The organism is Aquimarina algiphila, assembly GCF_947494415.1.
GTDB lineage: Bacteria > Bacteroidota > Bacteroidia > Flavobacteriales > Flavobacteriaceae > Aquimarina > Aquimarina algiphila.
Window position 1 is genome coordinate 168,423 of the sequence record NZ_CANLVC010000001.1, and the last position, 19,390, is coordinate 187,812.

Below are 19,390 nucleotides of genomic sequence, written 5' to 3' on the forward strand. Positions count from 1 at the left end.
TTACATTAATCTATTTCGTTTCTTCAAAAATACCTGTAGCGCTTCTCCTATATGCTCATCCAATCTAAAAAGATGATAACTAATTCCATTTGCCAATAAAATGTCTTTTGTCTTTTTCATCATTTCTTCTAAGGATGACAAGTATTTCTTTTTTGCAGTTTTAGTATCTATTTTAAGTTTCATTCCCGTTTCAAGATCTTCAAAAGTAACCGTCCCCTTATAATCAAATTCTAATTCATTCTTTCCCATAAGGTGTAATACTACAACTTCATTTCTTGGGGTTTTTATTTTTTTAATAAAAGAAGTAAGTTCTTTATGATGTTCATATAAATCAGTAATAAAGAAAATCAACTCTTTCTGACCGCGATCATGAAAATTATTTGATTCCTTGGAGTACTCTGGCCATTTTCCTTCATTCTGAATATTAATCAACTCTAATAATAAACGATTATAATGTTGTTTCTGAACTTTTGGATACAAATTATATAAATGCTGATCATTAAGTGCAAAAAGACCAACAGCATCTCCTTGATGATGTGATAAATATGCTAAAGAAGCTATTAAGATTCTTACGTAATCCATCTTAGATAATCCTTCCTCCTGATGGAGCATCGACATACTTGCATCTAAAATAAATTTTACTGCAATATTGGTTTCTACTTCAGATTGTTTTATGTAATACCTTCCTGATCGTGCTAACATTTTCCAATCCAACAATCGTAAATCATCACCTGGTTCATAACTCCTGAATTGACTAAACTCCATTCCCGGACCAACACTAATACTATGATTAAGTCCCGATAAATAACCATCTACTATTACACGCGAAATCAATGCTAATCCAGAGACGCTTTTTATGAGTTCAGGTTTTAATAATTGATGATAATCCTGCTTCACTTATTTAATTTTTGGGTACAGTAATCTCCTTTAGTAGTTGACGAGTAACATCGTCAGCTGTTATATTTTCTGATTCTGCTCTAAAATTTACAATAGTCCTATGACGTAATACGGGAATAGCCACATGTTTTATATCTTCTAGAGTAACAGATAAACGTCCTTTAATCAATGCACGAGCTTTGGCTGTTAATATCATTGCCTGACCAGCTCTTGGCCCTGCTCCCCAACTTACCCAATCCTTTACGTATGCATTCTTTGTAGTTTCTGGTCTTGTTGCGCGAATTAATCTGCTTACATAAGTGATCAATTCATCACTAATAGGAACTTCTCGAACAAGATATTGTAATCTTATGATATCTTCACCTGTAATTACTTTATTGAGTGTTTCCTTTTTAACACCTGTAGTATTTTTTAAAATCGTAGTTTCCTCTAATTCATTGGGATATCCAATTTTTATATATAGCAAGAACCTATCCTGCTGAGCTTCTGGAAGCATAAATGTCCCCGATTGTTCAATAGGGTTTTGAGTAGCTAGAATAAAAAATGGTTTATCCAACTCATATGTTTTCCCAGAATAGGTTACTTCAAACTCTTGCATCGCTTCTAATAAAGCTGCCTGTGTCTTAGGTGGTGTACGGTTAATCTCATCTGCAAGTATAATATTAGCAAAAATTGGTCCCTTATTAAATTTAAAAAACTTCTTTCCAGTACTATAATCTTCTTCCAATATTTCGGTACCAATAATATCTGAAGGCATAAGGTCTGGAGTAAATTGTATCCTCTTAAATTTTAAATCAATTGCCTCTGCCAATGTTCTTATCATCAACGTTTTTGCTAATCCAGGAACACCTTCTAACAAGGCATGCCCACCGGCTAAAAAAGTAATCAATAATTGTTCTATGGTTTCTTCCTGACCTGTAATTATTTTACCTATTTCTTTTCTTAAATCACTAAGCTTTCCGGTTAATATATTTACCTCTTGCTCAATACTTGCTAAATTTTTATCCATCAATATATTTTTTATGATGTAAGTGCATATAATACTATATTCACTCCAAAACGAGTATTATCTATCTTATACCACCTTTTATTTCTAAAATCATAATCCCACTCGCAACCATAATCTTTATTACTAAATAAAACTCCTATTCTACCATTGATTATAATTGCTTTTAAATAATCGTGTACTATATCATCCCCCCATCCATTAAGCTCTTGAGAAGTAGTAGGTGGGCCATCTTCAAATTTGAAAAACACATTGTATATCTCATGATTATTGGGAATTTTCTTTAATTGTCCAGGTCCAAAAATATCTTCCATTTGGCGTTCAAATGATTTTGAAAACAAACCATCTATATCATGATTACAATCATCAGCAAATACAAACCCTCCATTATTGACATACTTCTCAAAATTCTCCCGCTCTTTTTTAGTAAATTGAACCAACTTATGACCTGATATATAACAAAATGGGCTTTTGAATATCTCCTCGCTACTTAATGCTATTATTTTTTCCTGAGTATCTACCTCTAAAGTTGTATACTCAACAAGAGAGTTTAAAAGATTGGAAGGCATCCTTTGATCAACATCCCAATCCCCAGACTCATACTGTAATCGTGTGAAGAAAAATTTGTTACCCAATGCAGTTTGTTGTTTTAATCTTTACTATTACCCCTATTGTTTCTACTATACATTCCTGATGAAGTAATCTAAAAGAAAAAACTGGTCATAATGAACTCATCAAAATGACCAGTGTATAGTTATGCTATAGAATTAAACTGCATCTGATAAACTGGTAAATGTAAAATCTCTTACTTTCATATAAGGGACTAAATTACCATTCATCCTAACTTGTTTACCAAGTGTTTCTAGATTATTTAGCATAATAATCGGGCTTTCATTAAATCTAAAATTTTTCACAGGATGCTTTATTTTCCCATTCTCTATGTAAAACGTTCCGTCACGGGTAAGACCTGTATATAATAGTGTTTGAGGGTCTACGGTTCTAATATACCATAATCGAGTTACCAAAATTCCTTTTTTAGTACTTTTTATAAGATCTTCTAGAGATGCATCACCACCTTGCATAATAAAACCATTAGGAAAAGGAACAGGATCAACTCCTTTTTCTTTTGCCCAATATCGGCTATAAGCTAAGTTTTTTACCACTCCATTCTCTACCCAGCTTGTTTTTTTCAAGGGTTGTCCAGAACCATTCCATGTACTGGTTGGCACTTCAGGATGTAAAGGATCAGACCATATATTTATGCGTTCATCTACTATTTTTTCTCCTAATTTAGTTCCTCCGCCTTCTTTAGACATAAAGCTTCTTCCTTCATCTGCTGTACGGGCATTAAACGCTCTTGCCATATTACCCAACAATCCTATCGATGCTGCTGGCTCCAGTATTACGGTATATTTACCAGGCTCAATAGCTTTAGCTTCTTTTGACATCAATGCTTTGTTTATTGCCACATTAGAAGCTTCTACAGCATCAAACTTACTTATATCATTATAATCTCTGGATACCCAACCTGATCCAGTACCATCATTAGTTCTCATAGTTACTGTAAAATCAGAATTGGTCTCTTGATTATAAGCAAAAAGTCCACTAGAATTTAACATTGCACTAAAACTGGATGAGTCATTAAAAAATCCAGCTGCTGTAATATCTTTTGCAGCTGCAGGTTCAATACTGCTGCTTGCCACAGTAGCACGATATTCTGGAGTAATCTTGGCTGTAGCCTCACTAAACGTGATTGACTTATCATAGGTCTGAGGACCTAATGGAGCCATAAACTCCGGGTTTTCTGGTGAAAGTTTTGCTAATTCTTCTGCTCTTTTCACAACTTTCTTTAAAGATTCATCATCAAATTCATCAATCGTTGCTGTACCAGATTTTTTACCAAAGTTTGATTGTACTACCAAGGTTTGATTTGATCTGTGTCCTGCTGTAGACACCGTATTACGTGCATAACGAATGTTACCACTTTCACTTCCACTTATATTAATTTCACAAGCATCTGCGGTAGAAAAGCTTAAAGCTTTCTCCATGATTTTTCTTGCTTCTTCTTTTGTATATATTGCCATGATATTGTTAGTATTTGTAGTAAATCAATAGTTTAAATCGCTCTACCTGTATTGATTACATTTACGTTATTAAACCTGGTAGTAGCACTACCGTGAGACACTGCACTTATCTGAGAGGGCTGGCCTTTACCATCGAAAAATGAACCGAACATACGATAATCACTCTGATCACATATTTTAGCACATGAGTTCCAGAATTCTTGAGTATTTGATTGGTATGCAACATCATCTAACATACCTACTATTTCTCCATTTTTAATCTCATAAAACACGGTACCTCCAAACTGGAAGTTATATCGTTGTTGGTCAATAGAATACGAACCTCTACCGGCAATATAAATTCCTTTTTCTACATCCTTAATCATTTCTGCAACAGAGTATTTCTCTTTACCTGCTTCCAGAGATACATTTGGCATTCTTTGAAACTGCACATCATTCCAACTTTGTGAGTAACAACAACCGTGAGATTCATTTTGACCAATCATATGTACTTGATCACGAATTGCTTGATAATTAGTGAGTACTCCATTACGTACAAGATCCCATTGTTTGGTTTTAACGCCTTCATCGTCATAACCTACAGCACCTAAAGATCCTACTTGTGTCTTATCTGCAACCAGATTTACAATATCACTTCCGTATTTAAAGTTTTTTGTTTTCCATTTATCTAATGTGGCAAAACTAGTTCCTGCATAATTTGCCTCATATCCAAGAACTCGATCAAGCTCCAGAGGGTGTCCTACAGATTCATGTATTGTTAATCCTAAATGATTAGGTTCTAAAACAAGGTCATATTTACCAGCGTCTACAGATTTGGCAGTAAGTCTTTCTTTGGCTTGTTTTGCTGCCATGGTAGCATCTTCTACCATATCATAACTTCCTCTATATAATTTTAGGCCAGCTGGGCCTTCAAGTTTTTCTGAATCTAAACCATCCATATATTCATACCCCATTCCCATCGGAGCACTCATTGCCTGACGTGATTTAAATTTGTTCGAAGCCCGATCTATAGCAGTAACTGTAAATGTTGGCCAAATACGATGTACATCCTGATCGATATAAGATCCTTCTGTAGAAGCAAAATACTTCTGTTCATTTACCATGAATAAACCAGAATTCACAAAGTTTGCTCCATTTTTTAATGCTGCTGCGTTAGCACTTAATAATAAATCTACCTTTTCTGAAATAGGAACTTCTTTGAAATCTTTCTTTATTGGCGTTTTCCAAGAAACCTCTCCATGAGAAGCTACCGGAGCTAACTTTACCGGTACTTTTTGAATTTTTGAATTGGCCTTTGCAATTGCTACTGCTTGATCTGTAGCTTTTTTAATCCCTTTTTCAGAAACTTCATTGGTAGAAGCAAATCCCCAAGTACCATTTGCAATTACACGAATTCCTATACCAAAGGATTCTGTATTAACAACATTCTGTACTTTATCTTCTCTTGTAAAAACATATTGATTTAAATATCTTCCGATTCGAGCATCGGCATAAGTCGCTCCTAAAGATTTTGCAGTATTAAGAGCTATATCTGCCATTCTTTTTTTGATTGCTATATCCATTCCCGGATGTAGTAATGCTTCTGCGGAAATATCATTTCCTAAGAGCAGGGATGGCATCATTAAAGCGCCTGCTCCTAATCCCGCGTATTGAACAAAGTCTCTTCGTTTCATATAAGCTTCCTTTTTTGATTGAGTGAATATTAGTTTATTATTAGTAAGATTCTTTATGATTACCTTAAAGAATTCTGTATATAATCTTTATTATAAAATTAAAAATAGTAGTACCCCCAAAGCTCCATCATCACTATTTTACCAACTTTTTTCAACATATAATTATTCATTGAAGTACTATTAAAATGACCTTTTTCAAGAAACATAACGTGTACATTTCAAAATACAGATCATTCTATATAATTCAATAAAAACCATTTAATACCAAGAAAAAGATAATTGTTTTATCTTTTTATAATTAGTATTGCACTAAAAATAGAAAAATTATATCAAATAACAATAATCATCAAAAACGCTTAAAGAAGGATTGTTTTTAAGTTTATCAGTATAAAATCAATAAAAAAACAAAATTAAATCACTCAAAAACAGATACTTAAATAAAAAAAAGTAAATATCACAGTGAATACATTTATAAAAGTACATGAATAAATCACGATGTACGGGCAAGGCTAAACTTTTGTTAAACTTTTGTACTCTTAATCTGACAAAACACATATCAAATTTGGCTTATAAAGTTTAAACAAAGTCAGGAGATGATTTACTTTGAATTAATTATTGATCAATAATTACACATTTAAAGAGTATTAAATAAGAGTTTTATAAGGCGTAAAAACCGAAATAATTAAGAAGCATTAACCTAACAACTAAAGATTATTCTTTATTTCCAATAGCAAATCGAATTAAAATCTCGTGGGTCCCTCTGGAAACATTTGCTATTTCATTTTCTAAAGAACCTTCATAAGCATAACCAAAATGCAGCCAATTTTGAATCTTTATGGTAGCAAAAGCACTAAACGCATTATCAGTTCTATAAGCTGCTCCTAGTTCGAATTTATTATAAAACAAAAAACCTCCAGTAAAATCAACCGAAAAAGGGGCTGTATCGACATATCTTAATAATACTGAAGGTCGAAATTCTATATTGTTACTTAATTTAAGATTATAACCGGCCATCCCATAAAAATGGGAACGCTCTGTAGCTGTTGTAACTATTCCAGACTCATCATCAATCCTATCATTATTTAACAATCTTGGAACAGAAATAGATAAAAACCAATCTTCATGTTTTAGATATCCACCAATCCCAATATTGGGGTTAAACTCATTAACATTTGATAATAAAGGGTCCTCTGTAGCTCCAAATGTGAGTAGTCCATTTGTATTTACATCATAAGAATTCCCCCCTGCTTTTAGCCCTAGAAAAAGATTTATTCGCTCATTTAACGGTAATTTATATGAAAAATCAATATAGATCCCCGTTTGCTTTTCTATAAAAGTTTGATCATTTACTACTGAAAGTCCAAGTCCCATGTTTTTACCTATGTTAGTATCAAAAGAAAGGCTCTGTGACTCTGGAGCACCTTGAACGCTTGACCACTGACTACGAATATTTGTAGTAAATTGTATATGACCTTCTGATCCTGCATTAGCAGGGTTTAGCACATTTTTATTATATCTATAAAGTGTATAATATGGTTCCTGTTGTGCATATACTCCCGTTATTGTTAAGAAGAGTAAAATGATTACTATATATATCTGTAGTTTCATGTTTTTGATAGATTGATTGTGTGCTTACTTTTTTTGAATTAATAATTTATATATAACCATCCATCCAAAGGTTTAACCCCATTCTTTAGGTCAACGATAAAATAATAAGAGCCTTGAGGTAGTTGATCACTTTTAGACTTGTATACTCCGTTCCAGTCATTTTGATATCCTTGTTTAGCAAATACTTCTTTACCCCAACGGTTATATACTTTTACAGCCGAATTTGGAAATTCTTCTATATCCTTAATAACCCAGGTATCATTTATACCATCATTATTTGGAGTCATAGCCTGCGCAATCGAAGTTTTTGAAATGGTCGGAGCTATATTATCTAAAACAATAGTTTCCTGATCATTTGCCTGGTTACCAGCTATATCGGTTACCTCAACATCTATGATAATACTTCCTTCTACAAACCCACTTATATCGACATCTGTTGCTATCCAGCTACCATCAGACTCTACAATAGCTGTTGTAGTCACAGAATTTGTACCGTCAGAAAAAGTAACCGTTACCATTTGTCCTTCTTCTACACTTATAGTTGTTCCGGTAATGGTTACATCCTTATCCTCGATATCATTAACAATATCATCCCCTTCTATAGGTGTAATAATATCAACACTTGGAAAATTTATGAGTACAGTTACAGTGGACATATCTGTAGTACAACTGGTTATCATATAATCAAAACTATAAGCCCCGGCAACTAAACCTGAGGTATCTAAAGTTCCGGCGCTTGAATCAAAATTAGTACCGGGAATACTTCCTGTAGTATCCAAACTCCATACCCCCCCAGTATCTGGCGCCCCCAACAGGCTAGAAAATAGATCAATCACTATATCCGGATTGTTAGTATTAATCGTATTATTATTCCCTGCGCTTCTTTCGGTTTGCACGGAAACGGTCACCGATGTTGTCGAATTGACTACACAAGGAGCTATTGGATTCACTGTATAATCAAATGTGTAAACACCCTCTGTTGCTGGATTATACGTTCCCATACCAGAATTAAAATCACTTCCTGGATTGTTTAGTGATAATGCAGAAACACTCCAAGATCCTGTTTCCTCACCAGAAAGTAAATCATTAAGATTGATAACGGTACCTCCAGTACAAGCATATAGATCAGTTTCAGTTCCTGAATTTGGCTTGTCAATCACTGTGATTTGTACAACATCTTCTGCACTACATCCTACCCCATTATCCATCTGTATTCTATACCAAGTTGTACTAGTAGGTGATACACTTGGTGTTATCGTTCCATTTTCAAAAGGACCACTCCAGGGTCCCGTTGATCCCGTTGTGCTATATGACCATTCATATCCTCCTGTATTACCTATACCAATGTTATTTTGTAAGTTGATAGTAATAGCATTTTCTATCGCTACGGATGGTGGTGGAGTAAAAGGTAGCTCATAAATTGTAGCCGTATTAGAAAAACAAGAATCATCTTTGATTGGTACATTAACAGCTCCACTATCATAAGTTACTATAGTTCCAGCTCCATTATTAAAAACCATAGTTACAGAGCTTATTTCTCCATCATCCAAATCCTGACAATCGTATATTTGTACTTTCCAACCTCCCCGGCTAATGTCATACCCTTCTACTGAAGACATGGTTATTGGTGTAGGACCAAAACCTCCAGAAAATGTTGCACAATTCACATTGTTATTAGAAGGGTTAGTATAATATGCATTATAGGTTCCTGTCAATGCTGGACCTGTCAAGGAACATCCATTATCTCTAGAAAACTTACAAATATCAAAAAACGGCAGTGTAGGAATAATTGTTGTATCATTAGTAAATGTTAAATTTTGTGCATTGGAAGACCCATAGCATGGACTTCCTCGTTCACTTACACCCAATCGAACAGTTACCATACCATCTGGAGATATTAAAGCATATCCTAGATCAGAAATATAGGTATGCGCAATATCAAAAGTAACAGAAAAAATAGTTGATGATGTAACTATAGTAGGAGTGTTTACAGGATCATAATACGTATATGATAAATTTAATCCTGTTCCTGATCCTATTAGACTTACTGCATCTCCATTACAAATAGTTTGTGAGGTTCCAGCATCTGCGGTGAGATTAGAATTCCATATCCAGGCTCTACCCTCTGTTATAGTTCCTGCATCATCTCTTATAATGAGATATCCCCCATCAGCCAAGTTTGTTTGTATTGGTGTAGAGTTTATCGCAAAGGGTACATATGAATTCGTAGCTTCATCAAAAAGGTACCAGTGATATTTTGCTCCTACTACTGTTGGACAACTTAATTCTCCATTATTTCCAGGGGTATCAAAAATATAGATTGGATCATCAGAGCCCGAAGAAAATGTAGCATCTGTGTATTCGGTCATTATAAAACCGCAAGAAGAAGGTGATGTTATTTCTAATTCTTTAGCATCTACAATAATAAGCACGACCTTAACGGATGACCCGTTACAAGGAGTTGTCCCAGTTACTTCATATCTAAACTCATAAGTGCCTGTTGTTAACGTAGTAATATCAACAACACTACCTGTAAGAGCAGCAGTTCCATCAACATCAATCCATGTACCACCAGCATCTTGAGAACCATCCAATCCATTTATTAAATCGGTTGAAGTATCAGTGCTCAAAACCACGATAGGACCTGATACTTTTCCTGAATTTGAAGCATTCACTAAACTTAAATTCCCTGTTGCAGCAATAGATGAATTTCCATAAATGTCAAATACAATGATTTCAATAGCTCTAGCCATGGTTGTATTTGGGTTTGTGGCCTTATTAATATAATATAATTCACTAATTATATCTTGAAAATCACTAGTCGTTGCACTATTTATATTTGTTGCGATTAAAGTACTGGTTCCATTTCCCGTGATTTGGATGTCTTGAAAATTTGCAGGTATTGATAATTCTTCAAAACCAGTATCCTGCATATTTGTAAGATTAACTTCTATTCGCTCAATCCCATGAGGTGCATTTACAATAATATCAGAACCCTCAAAAGGTTTCGCTCCGCTAGTACAAATAGTCCCATTAAAATCAATCCCTCCAGCTCCTGTAGAATTATTACTATCTAATCTAACCCAGGGATTTGGTGCTAAATCTAGCGTAAATGGTTCTCCAGAAACAACCTCTACGGGATCTGCAACATAATATTCAACCGATAAAGTAGTCAGTGCAATATTGCTTTCTACCGTCCAATAGGTTCCTGCTGTAGTGATAGTACTATTAGAACCAATATGAATCTGCGAAGTATTATTATTACTTACAAAATGACCAATCTGTCCTCCTGTAATACTCCCTGAAAATAATACCCCCGTATCTGGACTTGATATTTTAATATTTTCTGTTCTTATGAATTCACTATGCTCTTGCGAACTTAAAATAACCTGAACGGGTTCACTAAATGTATACGTATATGTATTACCCGAGACCCCAATGGTAGCTCTGCTATTATTAAAACTATTCCCTAAAATTAAACCTGGGGGAACAGCATTAATCTCTTCACTCACAGTTGCTGAACCTGATTGGGTAATATCTACTGTAATCAATGAAGTGCCATCTGCATTGGCAGATAAACTACTGGTTTGAAAATCGTTTTCTGGTAAAGTACCAGATAGAGTTCCCCAAGTGCTTATTATCTGTGCAGATACACTAGATGAAATCAATATCAAAAAAAATAGCATTGATATTATGTTTCTTTTTTCTGTATAGAATTGAGTATTAGTTTTCATTAATAATTATTTTGATGTGAGTTGCTCTCCATTAATTTTGATGAATATGTTTTTTGAACCAGATGTTATGTGAAGTACCAAAGATATAGGTGTGTGCATGTTGAATTCCGGGCAATCTTTGTTGAAAATCTGCCAATTCTAAGGTTTCCCCTTTTAGATCATATGGTTTTTGTTATGTATCTATCTTCTCCTAATTAATTCATCAAAATAAAACCTGATTGATCAATACCTTAACTTACCCCCCTTGTATTCTAATATCCAATAGTAACTCCCAATAGTATCCCTATAATTACGAATCAAATTTGTGTAATTAATAGACCTGTAAAAAAATAAATGAGTGAATAGATCAATTCTTTTAGTGAATGCCTATTAATTATGAGTAAAGCGAATTGTAGGTAAGAAATTTAAGAAACTTCTCTTCCGAAAATATGAGGTTTACCATATCAAATTCCAGACAATCTCTGTTGAAAAGTTGCCAATTTTAAAGTATCTCTATGTAATCTGTTCGATTCATTATACCTTGTAAAACCATAACAAGTATCTATTGATGATAAGAATCATAATCATTTTATTGTTTTTAATAACCACAAGCATTGCTAAAGGGCAGGCGTCTATAGAAATGTTATCTATTAGTGTTCATGAAGGGGATATTTCATCTAAAGATACTTTAGAAAATTTAGAATGGGAGTCTTTACAAGGGTTTGATACTATGGATAGCACAATCCCAGTATATTGGTTAAAAATAAGACATAAAGAATCCACAAATGATTCAATAAAAAGCGGTGTGCTTTTACTTTCAAATTTGTTTGACCACGTAGAATCCTATAATAGTCCTCATTCTGATTCTGTTATTGCTATTACGGGAAAACTAGTGGAATACCAAGAGCGATCCATTGTTAGAGGAATTAATAAAAATGCATTACCTCTTAATTTTAATGATACAGAAACATTATATATCAAATTGACATGTATTCGAACTGAAGCATTGCTTAAACGCTCTCTAACTGACTTAGAATATATTTCCCAAAAGGATTTTGATGAATATTTCATTAGGACTCATACTTTTTTTGTCCTATTTACAGGAATGGAAATACTTATTTTCCTGATTTTTTTATTCCTTATCTATATAAAACCAACAAAGGATAATATTTACTATGCTTTTATGGTTATTGTAAGTTTATCAGAAGTTATTATCCGCAATAAAGTTTTTGACTCTATTTGGGGGTTAAGTGGTCCATTCCTTGCTAAAATTGAATTTTGTCTTGTGATATTAATGCTCTATAGTTTTTCTGCTTTTATTGCGCATTACCTCGAGATACAGAAATACTCTAAATTTTGGTACAGAATAATGGCATGGCCATATATTCTTTTGGGTATTCCTGTATATCTGTATTCAGATTATCCATTTCTTAGTGATTTAAATAATTTTTATTTCCTGATGACTATCATTGGAGCTTCGGTTTGTCTTATCAAATTTCGAAAACAAAACCCTCATAGAGCTAATGTCTTTTTAATAGCTATTAGTCCAATTGTCTTAAACGGAATTTTAATAATTATGGCATGGAAGAAAATTATACCACACAATTTTTGGACACTTAACAGCTTGTTTCTAACTCTACTTTTTAGAGATGTTATTTTTATGATTGACCTGGTTTGGGGCTTTTTTCAAGATAAATCCTTAATTGCCATCAAAGAAATAGAAGTCAGTCAGCTTCAGGAAGAAAAAAAACAACTCAAAAAAATTGAGGAACTTAAAACCACTTTTTTCAATAATGTTTCTCACGAATTAAGAACACCACTTACCCTACTTTTGGGTCCATTAGAAAGTGTATTAAACAAAGGAAAACTAAATAAGGAAACAGAACAGGAATTAAAAATGTCTATGAAAAATGGAAAATACCTGTTGCAACTCGTTAATGAGATATTAGATTTATCTAAACTGGATCATGGACAATTAAGCATTATTAAGAAAAAACAAGATGTTATTCCTATTTTAAAAGGTATTATTGAATCTTTTAAAAAGTATGCTGCCGAAAATAAGCAAACGATCTATATCACGCATTCATCTGCACAAATATTTATAGATACTGATAGAGATATGTTTGAAAAAATGATGATCAACTTAGTATCAAATGCGATCAAATATAGCAAATCAACTGGAGAAATTCATATAACGGTAAAAGAGCACAAAGAATCGGTATCGATTACTGTGATTGACTCAGGAATTGGTATAGCTCCTTCTGACATAGAAGCTATTTTTAAAAGATATTATCAGGTGGATGGCAAGGAGTCTGTAAGCGGTACCGGAATTGGTTTAGCTATTGTCAAAGAATTCATTGAACTACATGAGGGTTCTGTAACAGTACAAAGTACTATAGGAAAAGGATCTTCGTTTGAGTTGAATTTTCCTGTAACATCAGATTCAAATCAATTGGATAAGCATATCATTCCATATGCAGTTAATCATACAGAATCTATTGATGTAAACAAATCATCAATCTTACTTGTAGAAGATAACCTCGATATGAGGCAATACCTAGAACGTCACTTAACCGAATATAATCTGTATCAGGCGGCTAACGGACACGAGGCATTAAGTCTCTTAAAATCTATCCAAAAACCAGACCTTATCATTACCGATTATATGATGCCCGTTATGGATGGAGTAGAATTTATTAAGAAACTAAAATCAGATGAAGATTTTTTAATGATTCCTTTAATTTTCTTAACCGCACGCACACTACAAAATGATAAAATTGAGGTATTACATATGGGAGTGGATGATTATATTATCAAACCATTTGATATGACAGAACTAAAACTACGTATCGATATTTCTCTCAAAAATTCTTTAAATCAAAAGAAAAGTATGCTGTCTACTATTGATAAGTTTTCATTATCAGAGATGGCACAATTCAAAAAAGAATTAGATACTTACATTATTACCAATATATCTAACACCAAACTAAGTAACATCGATCTTGCTTATCATTTCTCAATCAGTGAACGTAGTCTAATCAGAAAAATTAAATCTGCAACAGGGCAAACCCCAGCTGCTTATATCAGAGAAATTCGTCTACAATCGGCAAAGCGTAAGATTGAATACAATGAAAGAGCCAGTATAAGTGAAATTGCCCATGAGTTGGGTATGAGTAACCTTCCTCACTTTACTCAGGCATTTAAAAAAAGATTTGGAAAACTACCTTCTGAATATTTTAGAAAAGATGACTAGTCTTAAACTTTTGACCTTACCACGTAACATCTGCTCATAAATCCTTCATCTCTTTTTGTAACAAGATTATTTTCTCTCTAACTGACTGCATAGAAAAGATAAATAGGTTATCTACATCCAAAATCTAACTCTTGCTTATAATCGAGCACTTTGATTTTCAACCAAATATCCGCGAAAATCACGTATAAACACCTACGCATTACACCATAGCTATTTTCTACATTTGAGTTAACATTAATATATTCTAATTTAAACTTTTAAAATCATGGCACAAGAAAAACAACTAGTATCAATGGCACAGCAATTTACGGGCTTGCCTATGGATGACCTTATTGGTGGTCCATTAAATGCCGCAGCAAAAGCTAATTCTGCAATGGCATTAACTCAAACTCGATTTATGCTCGACACCTGTTTTTCATTTGACGATACCACAAAAGGGTATAGTCCAATAATGATTAATATGTCGCTTACCAGAGGAGTTATCATTCCAAGTGAAGAACCAAATGCTGCACCAGACATTAAGCCTATCACAACAAAGTTTGATTTACCAATTCTTACTGTAATACCTTTAAACTCATTAGCAGTGGATAATGTAGACATTAACTTCGAAATGGAAGTGAAATCAAGCTATGGAGAAGAGACCAGTGAAACTCAGGAAACAAAAATAGCTGCAGAAGCTAGTTGGGAAGTTAAAGCAGGTTGGGGTCCTGTTTCGGCCACAATCAAAGGAAGTGCTAGTTATGACAGTAGTGACAGCTCAAGTTTTAGCTCTCATTATGAAAAAAGTAACTCTGCTAAATACACAGTGAAAGTTCATGCTGGCCAGCTACCTCTTCCTAAAGGAGTTAATACCATTATTGAAGCATTTACCAAGGCAATAGAACCCTATGAAATGCCTCAAGAAAAACCTTAATAATTAAGTAGTAATCGATAAAATAAGATGTCTATTCTTATTTTATCGATTTCACTTCTCTAAACACAACAAAATGGCGAAAAAACCTAAAAAAGAAAACCAATATGATTTTACAGGTTCATTGATAAATGAACTTATATCTCAACCATTGGTTGCTGTTGCCAAAGCACAATCTAAAATGGCAGAGGAGCAAATAAGATCACTCCTGGATAATTGTTTTCATTATAATGGAAAACATTATAAACCAAAAATGCTGAAGATGTCGGTTACAAGAGGAGTATTAGAGACCGGAGATGCTATTAATTCAGAACCAGAAATTCAACAGATAACTACATACTTTAGTCTTCCATTGGTTACAATATTCCCATTCAGTCCATTAGGTGTAGAAACGGTTAATATTGATTTTAATATTGATGTCACTTCTCAATATAGTGTCGATGAAGATTGGAATCATGATGACTTTTCAGAAGAGAATACTTCAGATATTAACTGGACAAAAAAAAATCCTTCTGTAGAAATGTTAGGTAAAATAGCTCCTAAAAATAATATGCTTAAGAATACAGATACTAACATTAACACATATGAAAGCAATGATCTAAATGCAGCGTATTCTATAGGCGTAACTGCTGGTACTTTACCTCTTACAAAAGGGCTTCTAACGATCATTGATGTGTATACAAAAGCTATTGAACCTTTAGAAATGCCACTGGATAAAAATTAATATTGTAAAACAAACAAAATGATCAACGAACAAAAAATACCATGTCCCGTTTGTCAGGGTCAAATTCCATTCGATATAACCTCTCTTTTACAAGGTGTAAAATTTGCTTGCCCCTCATGTCAATCTGTTGTGGCTTTATCTCCTGAAAGTATTGATGAAACTAGAAATGCAATAGAAAAATATGAAGAACTTAAGCAGGCAGGAGCTAAACTAAAAAATAAATCTTATGATAAATTTTGATCAATTCATAAAAGCAATTAACGATGCTACGCTTTCTGCTAACTCGGCATTAATGGATGAAAATCTAAAAGTGATAGATCGATATTTTGAAAGTTCTGGTGGGACCGAACTAATTACAGGTTCTCTTGATGACGCATTACATGCAGCAAAAAAAATTCTCAGAAAAAAACGTCCTACCAAAGAAGAGTTAGAAGAAGCAATGCAAACTTTTGCTGATGCAAAAGAGGCACTCCAGGATGACAAGGGTATTTCTAAAACAAAAACATCTAATGCACTAAAGCCAAAAACAGTAGTGGTTCAGTATCCAGAACAAACTTCTAGCGGAGTTGTAATGAAGAATGTACATGTGCCCTTAATTGCATTAATACCTATTTCTTCATCTCAGATATCAGAGGTTCGTTTTAAAACAAATCTGGAGATTTTAGTAGAAAATGATGATTTAAAAGTTAGTTTCCCTACAAAAGACACAGAAGCTAATACTGAAAACAATACTCAATTACAAACCAGTAGTTTAGAAATCATTATGCAACCACAAAAAAGTCCTGAAGGACTTAAAAGTTTAATTCAGGGATATGAGAAAGTACTAAGAGCGCAGATTCCTAATTAAATAACTTTATTTTGGTTTTAGAATATTGCAAAAGGAAAATTAAGAAATGCCTTGCATGGTAAGTAACGTGGTGCCCCAAACTATTACTGAAGAAAAGAATATCCCCACGGTATTTGCCATAAAAGCTTTTCTTTTTTTGATTTTAAATAAGTATGATGCAATACTGCCTGCATATACTCCAGTTCCTGGTAATGGAATCATCACAAAAAACAGAAGACCCCAAAAGCCATATTTTTGAATTTTTTCACCAGATCCTACTTTGGCTTTTCGAGCAACATATATTGCGGCTTTTTTATAATAATGCCATCGTAATAAATAACTATTTACCTTTTCTAAAAAAAATATCATTAAAGGAAAAACAAGAACATTGGCAAGAAAACATACTACAAAAACCAAGTAAATGTTTACTCCATTGAACATTCCATATGGAATCCCAACTTTAGCTTCCCCAAAAGGAGAAATGCTCCATAAAATAGCTATAATAATATCCTGAATCACAAATTTACTTTTCTAAGAGAGCGCAAAGTTAATGTTCTAAATGATTCACACTTCATTTAAAATCATAAAAAACGTTTAAATTGTCAATTTTAGGGCATAATTCAACAATAAAAACAAAAATTAAGGAAAAAAGAACCCTATAAATTAGTTTATAGGGTTCTTTTTTACAAATATTAGAATTTAAAATTTATATCCTACTCCAAAACCAAATAACCATGGATTAATATCCACATCTGCTCCAACAGTAGCTCCCAATGCATTAGTCGCATTTACAGTTACATCGGTCTGAAGGAATAGTTTTTTCACATCAACATTTAAAAACCATTTGTCATCTAATGCATAATCCAATCCTGCTTGTAAAGCAAAACCAACACTATTATCATAATCTATATCATCTGCTATTGGTCCTTCATCCACCCCATAAAAAATAGTATAATTTATACCAGTTCCCAGGTATGGTTTAAACGCTCCCCCTGTAAAATGATATTGCACTGTTAATGTTGGTGGTAATAACCATACATCACCTAAGTCAATATTTCCAACCGCAGTAGAAATTGCTTCTACCTCATGTTTTGTTGTAGCCAAAATAAGTTCTGCCGCCCAATGTTCTGTAAAAAAGTAAGTAAAATCCAATTCTGGGACAAATGTAGTAGATATATCTACATCCCCTCCAATGGCATCAATAGAAGCACTTTCATCAGGAGCTACTGCTACCCCTCTAAGTCTTACTTGCCATCTACTAAAATTATTGGTTTCATCTGCTCCTTTTTCTTGTGAATAGGAAGAAAAAGATGCTACCAAACTAACGAATAAAATAACTCCAATTTTTCTCATTACCGTTCTAATTTAAATGATTTAATACAAAGGTAATTTCGAGTAAAAAAGTAAATTATGACGAATATCATATTTACATTTTTAGCCAGTAAATAGAGGCAAATAATCCGGTATTTACACCTATTAAAATTACTATGATTTATATCATTTTTAAACAAATCGATTTTGAATAGTTTTCGAAAATAATTTCAATTAAGCTATGTAACCTTTGTTACTGATAAGAAGATTTTGAAGTTTTACTTTTATCAAAAAAACAACATAATGTTTGGTAGAGGTTCAAAAATATACAGCATACTATTTTTAAAATGTCCCAGGTGTCATAAAGGAGAATTTTTAGAAGCCAATCCTTATAATTTAGGAAACTTTAATAAGGTAAAAGAAAAATGCCCTAAGTGTGAACTAAAATATAGTTTAGAACCAAGTTTTTACTATGGTTCAATGTATGTTTCATATGGTGTGGGAATTGCAATTAGTGTAGCTGTCTATATTTTGATAAGACTATTAAATCTTGATGTAACTCCTATGATCATTTTTGTAAGTATTGTTACTACTTTATTTGTTTTAATGCCATATATAGGGGCTATATCAAAATCTATATGGGCTAATTTTTTCTTCAATTATGATGAATCTGTTTCTAAACAAATAACACCAAAATCTAATAAATGATCCAGGAACTAAAAATAAGTTATGGGCATCTATTTGAAGATGCTTTGATAAATGACATATTACACGTTGGAACTTTTAAAGAGGTTCCAGCTGGATATAAGTTAATGGAAATTGGGGATTATGTTAGAGGAATGCCATTACTCGTATCAGGAGCAATTAAAGTACTTCGAGAAGATAAAGAAGGAGATGAATTACTATTATATTATCTGGAACAAGGAGATACGTGTTCAATGACAATGACATGTTGTATGGGACAAACCAAAAGTGAAATTCGCGCTATAGCAGAAACAGATACTAAACTTATTATGATTCCAATTAGAAAAATGGAAGAATGGACGGCAAAATATAAATCCTGGAGAAATTTTGTTTTTGAAAGTTATCATCATCGTTTAAATGAACTTCTCCAAACGTTGGACAGTATTGCATTTGATAGAATGGATGAACGTCTTATAAATTACTTAAGAGAAAAAGCTAGAATTAATAAAGAAGATATTATTCATAATACACATCAAGAAATTGCATATGAACTTCATAGTTCTAGAGTAGTAATATCTAGGTTACTTAAAAAATTAGAACAGATTAATAAGATCGAATTGTATCGAAATCATATCAAAATCCTTGATCTATCATAAGTTCATTACTAACAATACCAATAAAAAACACTCAATACCTTATGG

Annotated in this window: 16 protein-coding genes; 7 read left to right on the forward strand and 9 right to left on the reverse strand. The window is 33.1% G+C overall.

What is annotated here, in order from left to right:
* The 7 genes from PQF96_RS00705 to PQF96_RS00735 all read right to left on the reverse strand — a co-directional run bounded on the left by PQF96_RS00705 (position 1) and on the right by PQF96_RS00735 (position 11,002).
* Positions 1 to 897 carry a DUF58 domain-containing protein gene (locus PQF96_RS00705; protein WP_143917215.1) on the reverse strand — a complete coding sequence of 299 codons (897 nt, stop codon included), beginning with the start codon at positions 895 to 897 and terminating at the stop codon, positions 1 to 3.
* A gap of 4 nt (positions 898 to 901) precedes the next feature.
* Positions 902 to 1,906, reverse strand: a complete 1,005-nt coding sequence (locus PQF96_RS00710) for an AAA family ATPase (RefSeq protein WP_109436637.1) — start codon at positions 1,904 to 1,906, stop codon at positions 902 to 904.
* A gap of 11 nt (positions 1,907 to 1,917) precedes the next feature.
* Positions 1,918 to 2,538 (reverse strand): DUF4159 domain-containing protein, encoded by a 621-nt coding sequence (locus tag PQF96_RS00715; protein ID WP_109436636.1) that lies wholly within the window; start codon positions 2,536 to 2,538, stop codon positions 1,918 to 1,920.
* A gap of 132 nt (positions 2,539 to 2,670) precedes the next feature.
* The gene (locus tag PQF96_RS00720) at positions 2,671 to 3,987 is read right to left on the reverse strand and encodes a TldD/PmbA family protein (RefSeq protein ID WP_271764746.1); all 1,317 of its coding nucleotides are present in this window, start codon (positions 3,985 to 3,987) and stop codon (positions 2,671 to 2,673) included.
* 32 nt (positions 3,988 to 4,019) lie between these two features.
* Positions 4,020 to 5,660, reverse strand: coding sequence for a TldD/PmbA family protein (locus PQF96_RS00725; RefSeq protein WP_109436634.1), 1,641 nt, complete (start codon positions 5,658 to 5,660; stop codon positions 4,020 to 4,022).
* A 711-nt stretch (positions 5,661 to 6,371) separates the two neighbouring features.
* Positions 6,372 to 7,268 carry a PorP/SprF family type IX secretion system membrane protein gene (locus tag PQF96_RS00730; protein WP_271764747.1) on the reverse strand — a complete coding sequence of 299 codons (897 nt, stop codon included), beginning with the start codon at positions 7,266 to 7,268 and terminating at the stop codon, positions 6,372 to 6,374.
* Positions 7,269 to 7,306: 38 nt separating this feature from the next.
* Positions 7,307 to 11,002 carry a T9SS type B sorting domain-containing protein gene (locus PQF96_RS00735; RefSeq protein ID WP_271764748.1) on the reverse strand — a complete coding sequence of 1,232 codons (3,696 nt, stop codon included), beginning with the start codon at positions 11,000 to 11,002 and terminating at the stop codon, positions 7,307 to 7,309.
* A gap of 547 nt (positions 11,003 to 11,549) precedes the next feature.
* Between PQF96_RS00735 and PQF96_RS00740 the strand changes: the two genes are divergently transcribed.
* From PQF96_RS00740 to PQF96_RS00760, 5 genes are all read left to right on the forward strand, one after another.
* Complete coding sequence (locus PQF96_RS00740; RefSeq protein WP_271764749.1) at positions 11,550 to 14,234, forward strand: ATP-binding protein; 2,685 nt, start codon at positions 11,550 to 11,552, stop codon at positions 14,232 to 14,234.
* A gap of 265 nt (positions 14,235 to 14,499) precedes the next feature.
* Positions 14,500 to 15,147, forward strand: coding sequence for a DUF2589 domain-containing protein (locus PQF96_RS00745; protein WP_200825114.1), 648 nt, complete (start codon positions 14,500 to 14,502; stop codon positions 15,145 to 15,147).
* Between the two features lie 73 nt (positions 15,148 to 15,220).
* Complete coding sequence (locus PQF96_RS00750) at positions 15,221 to 15,868, forward strand: DUF2589 domain-containing protein (protein WP_143917210.1); 648 nt, start codon at positions 15,221 to 15,223, stop codon at positions 15,866 to 15,868.
* A gap of 18 nt (positions 15,869 to 15,886) precedes the next feature.
* Positions 15,887 to 16,108 (forward strand): hypothetical protein, encoded by a 222-nt coding sequence (locus PQF96_RS00755; RefSeq protein ID WP_109436629.1) that lies wholly within the window; start codon positions 15,887 to 15,889, stop codon positions 16,106 to 16,108.
* A complete protein-coding gene (locus tag PQF96_RS00760; RefSeq protein ID WP_109436628.1) occupies positions 16,095 to 16,715 on the forward strand; it encodes a DUF2589 domain-containing protein in 621 nt (206 codons plus the stop codon). Before PQF96_RS00755 ends, PQF96_RS00760 begins: the two co-directional genes overlap by 14 nt.
* A gap of 39 nt (positions 16,716 to 16,754) precedes the next feature.
* Here PQF96_RS00760 and PQF96_RS00765 read toward each other — a convergent pair whose 3' ends face one another.
* Positions 16,755 to 17,213, reverse strand: a complete 459-nt coding sequence (locus PQF96_RS00765) for a COG2426 family protein (RefSeq protein ID WP_109436627.1) — start codon at positions 17,211 to 17,213, stop codon at positions 16,755 to 16,757.
* A 180-nt stretch (positions 17,214 to 17,393) separates the two neighbouring features.
* Entirely contained in the window at positions 17,394 to 18,047 is a 654-nt protein-coding gene (locus tag PQF96_RS00770) for an OmpW/AlkL family protein (protein WP_109436626.1), read from the reverse strand.
* 261 nt (positions 18,048 to 18,308) lie between these two features.
* On the opposite strand from PQF96_RS00770, the gene PQF96_RS00775 reads away from it, so the two are divergent.
* Together PQF96_RS00775 and PQF96_RS00780 are read left to right on the forward strand one after the other, a co-directional pair.
* Positions 18,309 to 18,713 (forward strand): DUF983 domain-containing protein, encoded by a 405-nt coding sequence (locus PQF96_RS00775; protein ID WP_109436625.1) that lies wholly within the window; start codon positions 18,309 to 18,311, stop codon positions 18,711 to 18,713.
* On the forward strand, positions 18,710 to 19,345 hold the full coding sequence (locus tag PQF96_RS00780; protein ID WP_109436624.1) for a Crp/Fnr family transcriptional regulator: 636 nt from the start codon (positions 18,710 to 18,712) through the stop codon (positions 19,343 to 19,345). The genes PQF96_RS00775 and PQF96_RS00780 overlap by 4 nt, the downstream gene beginning before the upstream one ends.
* The last annotated feature ends 45 nt before the right edge of the window (positions 19,346 to 19,390 follow it).

Coding starts and splice junctions, on each gene's coding strand:
- PQF96_RS00770 (WP_109436626.1), bottom strand. CDS start 18,047: ATGAGAAAAATTGGAGTTATTTTATTCGTTAGTTTGGTAGCATCTTTT.
- PQF96_RS00755 (WP_109436629.1), top strand. CDS start 15,887: ATGATCAACGAACAAAAAATACCATGTCCCGTTTGTCAGGGTCAAATT.
- PQF96_RS00760 (WP_109436628.1), top strand. CDS start 16,095: ATGATAAATTTTGATCAATTCATAAAAGCAATTAACGATGCTACGCTT.
- PQF96_RS00725 (WP_109436634.1), bottom strand. CDS start 5,660: ATGAAACGAAGAGACTTTGTTCAATACGCGGGATTAGGAGCAGGCGCT.
- PQF96_RS00720 (WP_271764746.1), bottom strand. CDS start 3,987: ATGGCAATATATACAAAAGAAGAAGCAAGAAAAATCATGGAGAAAGCT.
- PQF96_RS00710 (WP_109436637.1), bottom strand. CDS start 1,906: ATGGATAAAAATTTAGCAAGTATTGAGCAAGAGGTAAATATATTAACC.
- PQF96_RS00750 (WP_143917210.1), top strand. CDS start 15,221: ATGGCGAAAAAACCTAAAAAAGAAAACCAATATGATTTTACAGGTTCA.
- PQF96_RS00730 (WP_271764747.1), bottom strand. CDS start 7,268: ATGAAACTACAGATATATATAGTAATCATTTTACTCTTCTTAACAATA.
- PQF96_RS00775 (WP_109436625.1), top strand. CDS start 18,309: ATGTTTGGTAGAGGTTCAAAAATATACAGCATACTATTTTTAAAATGT.
- PQF96_RS00740 (WP_271764749.1), top strand. CDS start 11,550: ATGATAAGAATCATAATCATTTTATTGTTTTTAATAACCACAAGCATT.
- PQF96_RS00735 (WP_271764748.1), bottom strand. CDS start 11,002: ATGAAAACTAATACTCAATTCTATACAGAAAAAAGAAACATAATATCA.
- PQF96_RS00745 (WP_200825114.1), top strand. CDS start 14,500: ATGGCACAAGAAAAACAACTAGTATCAATGGCACAGCAATTTACGGGC.
- PQF96_RS00780 (WP_109436624.1), top strand. CDS start 18,710: ATGATCCAGGAACTAAAAATAAGTTATGGGCATCTATTTGAAGATGCT.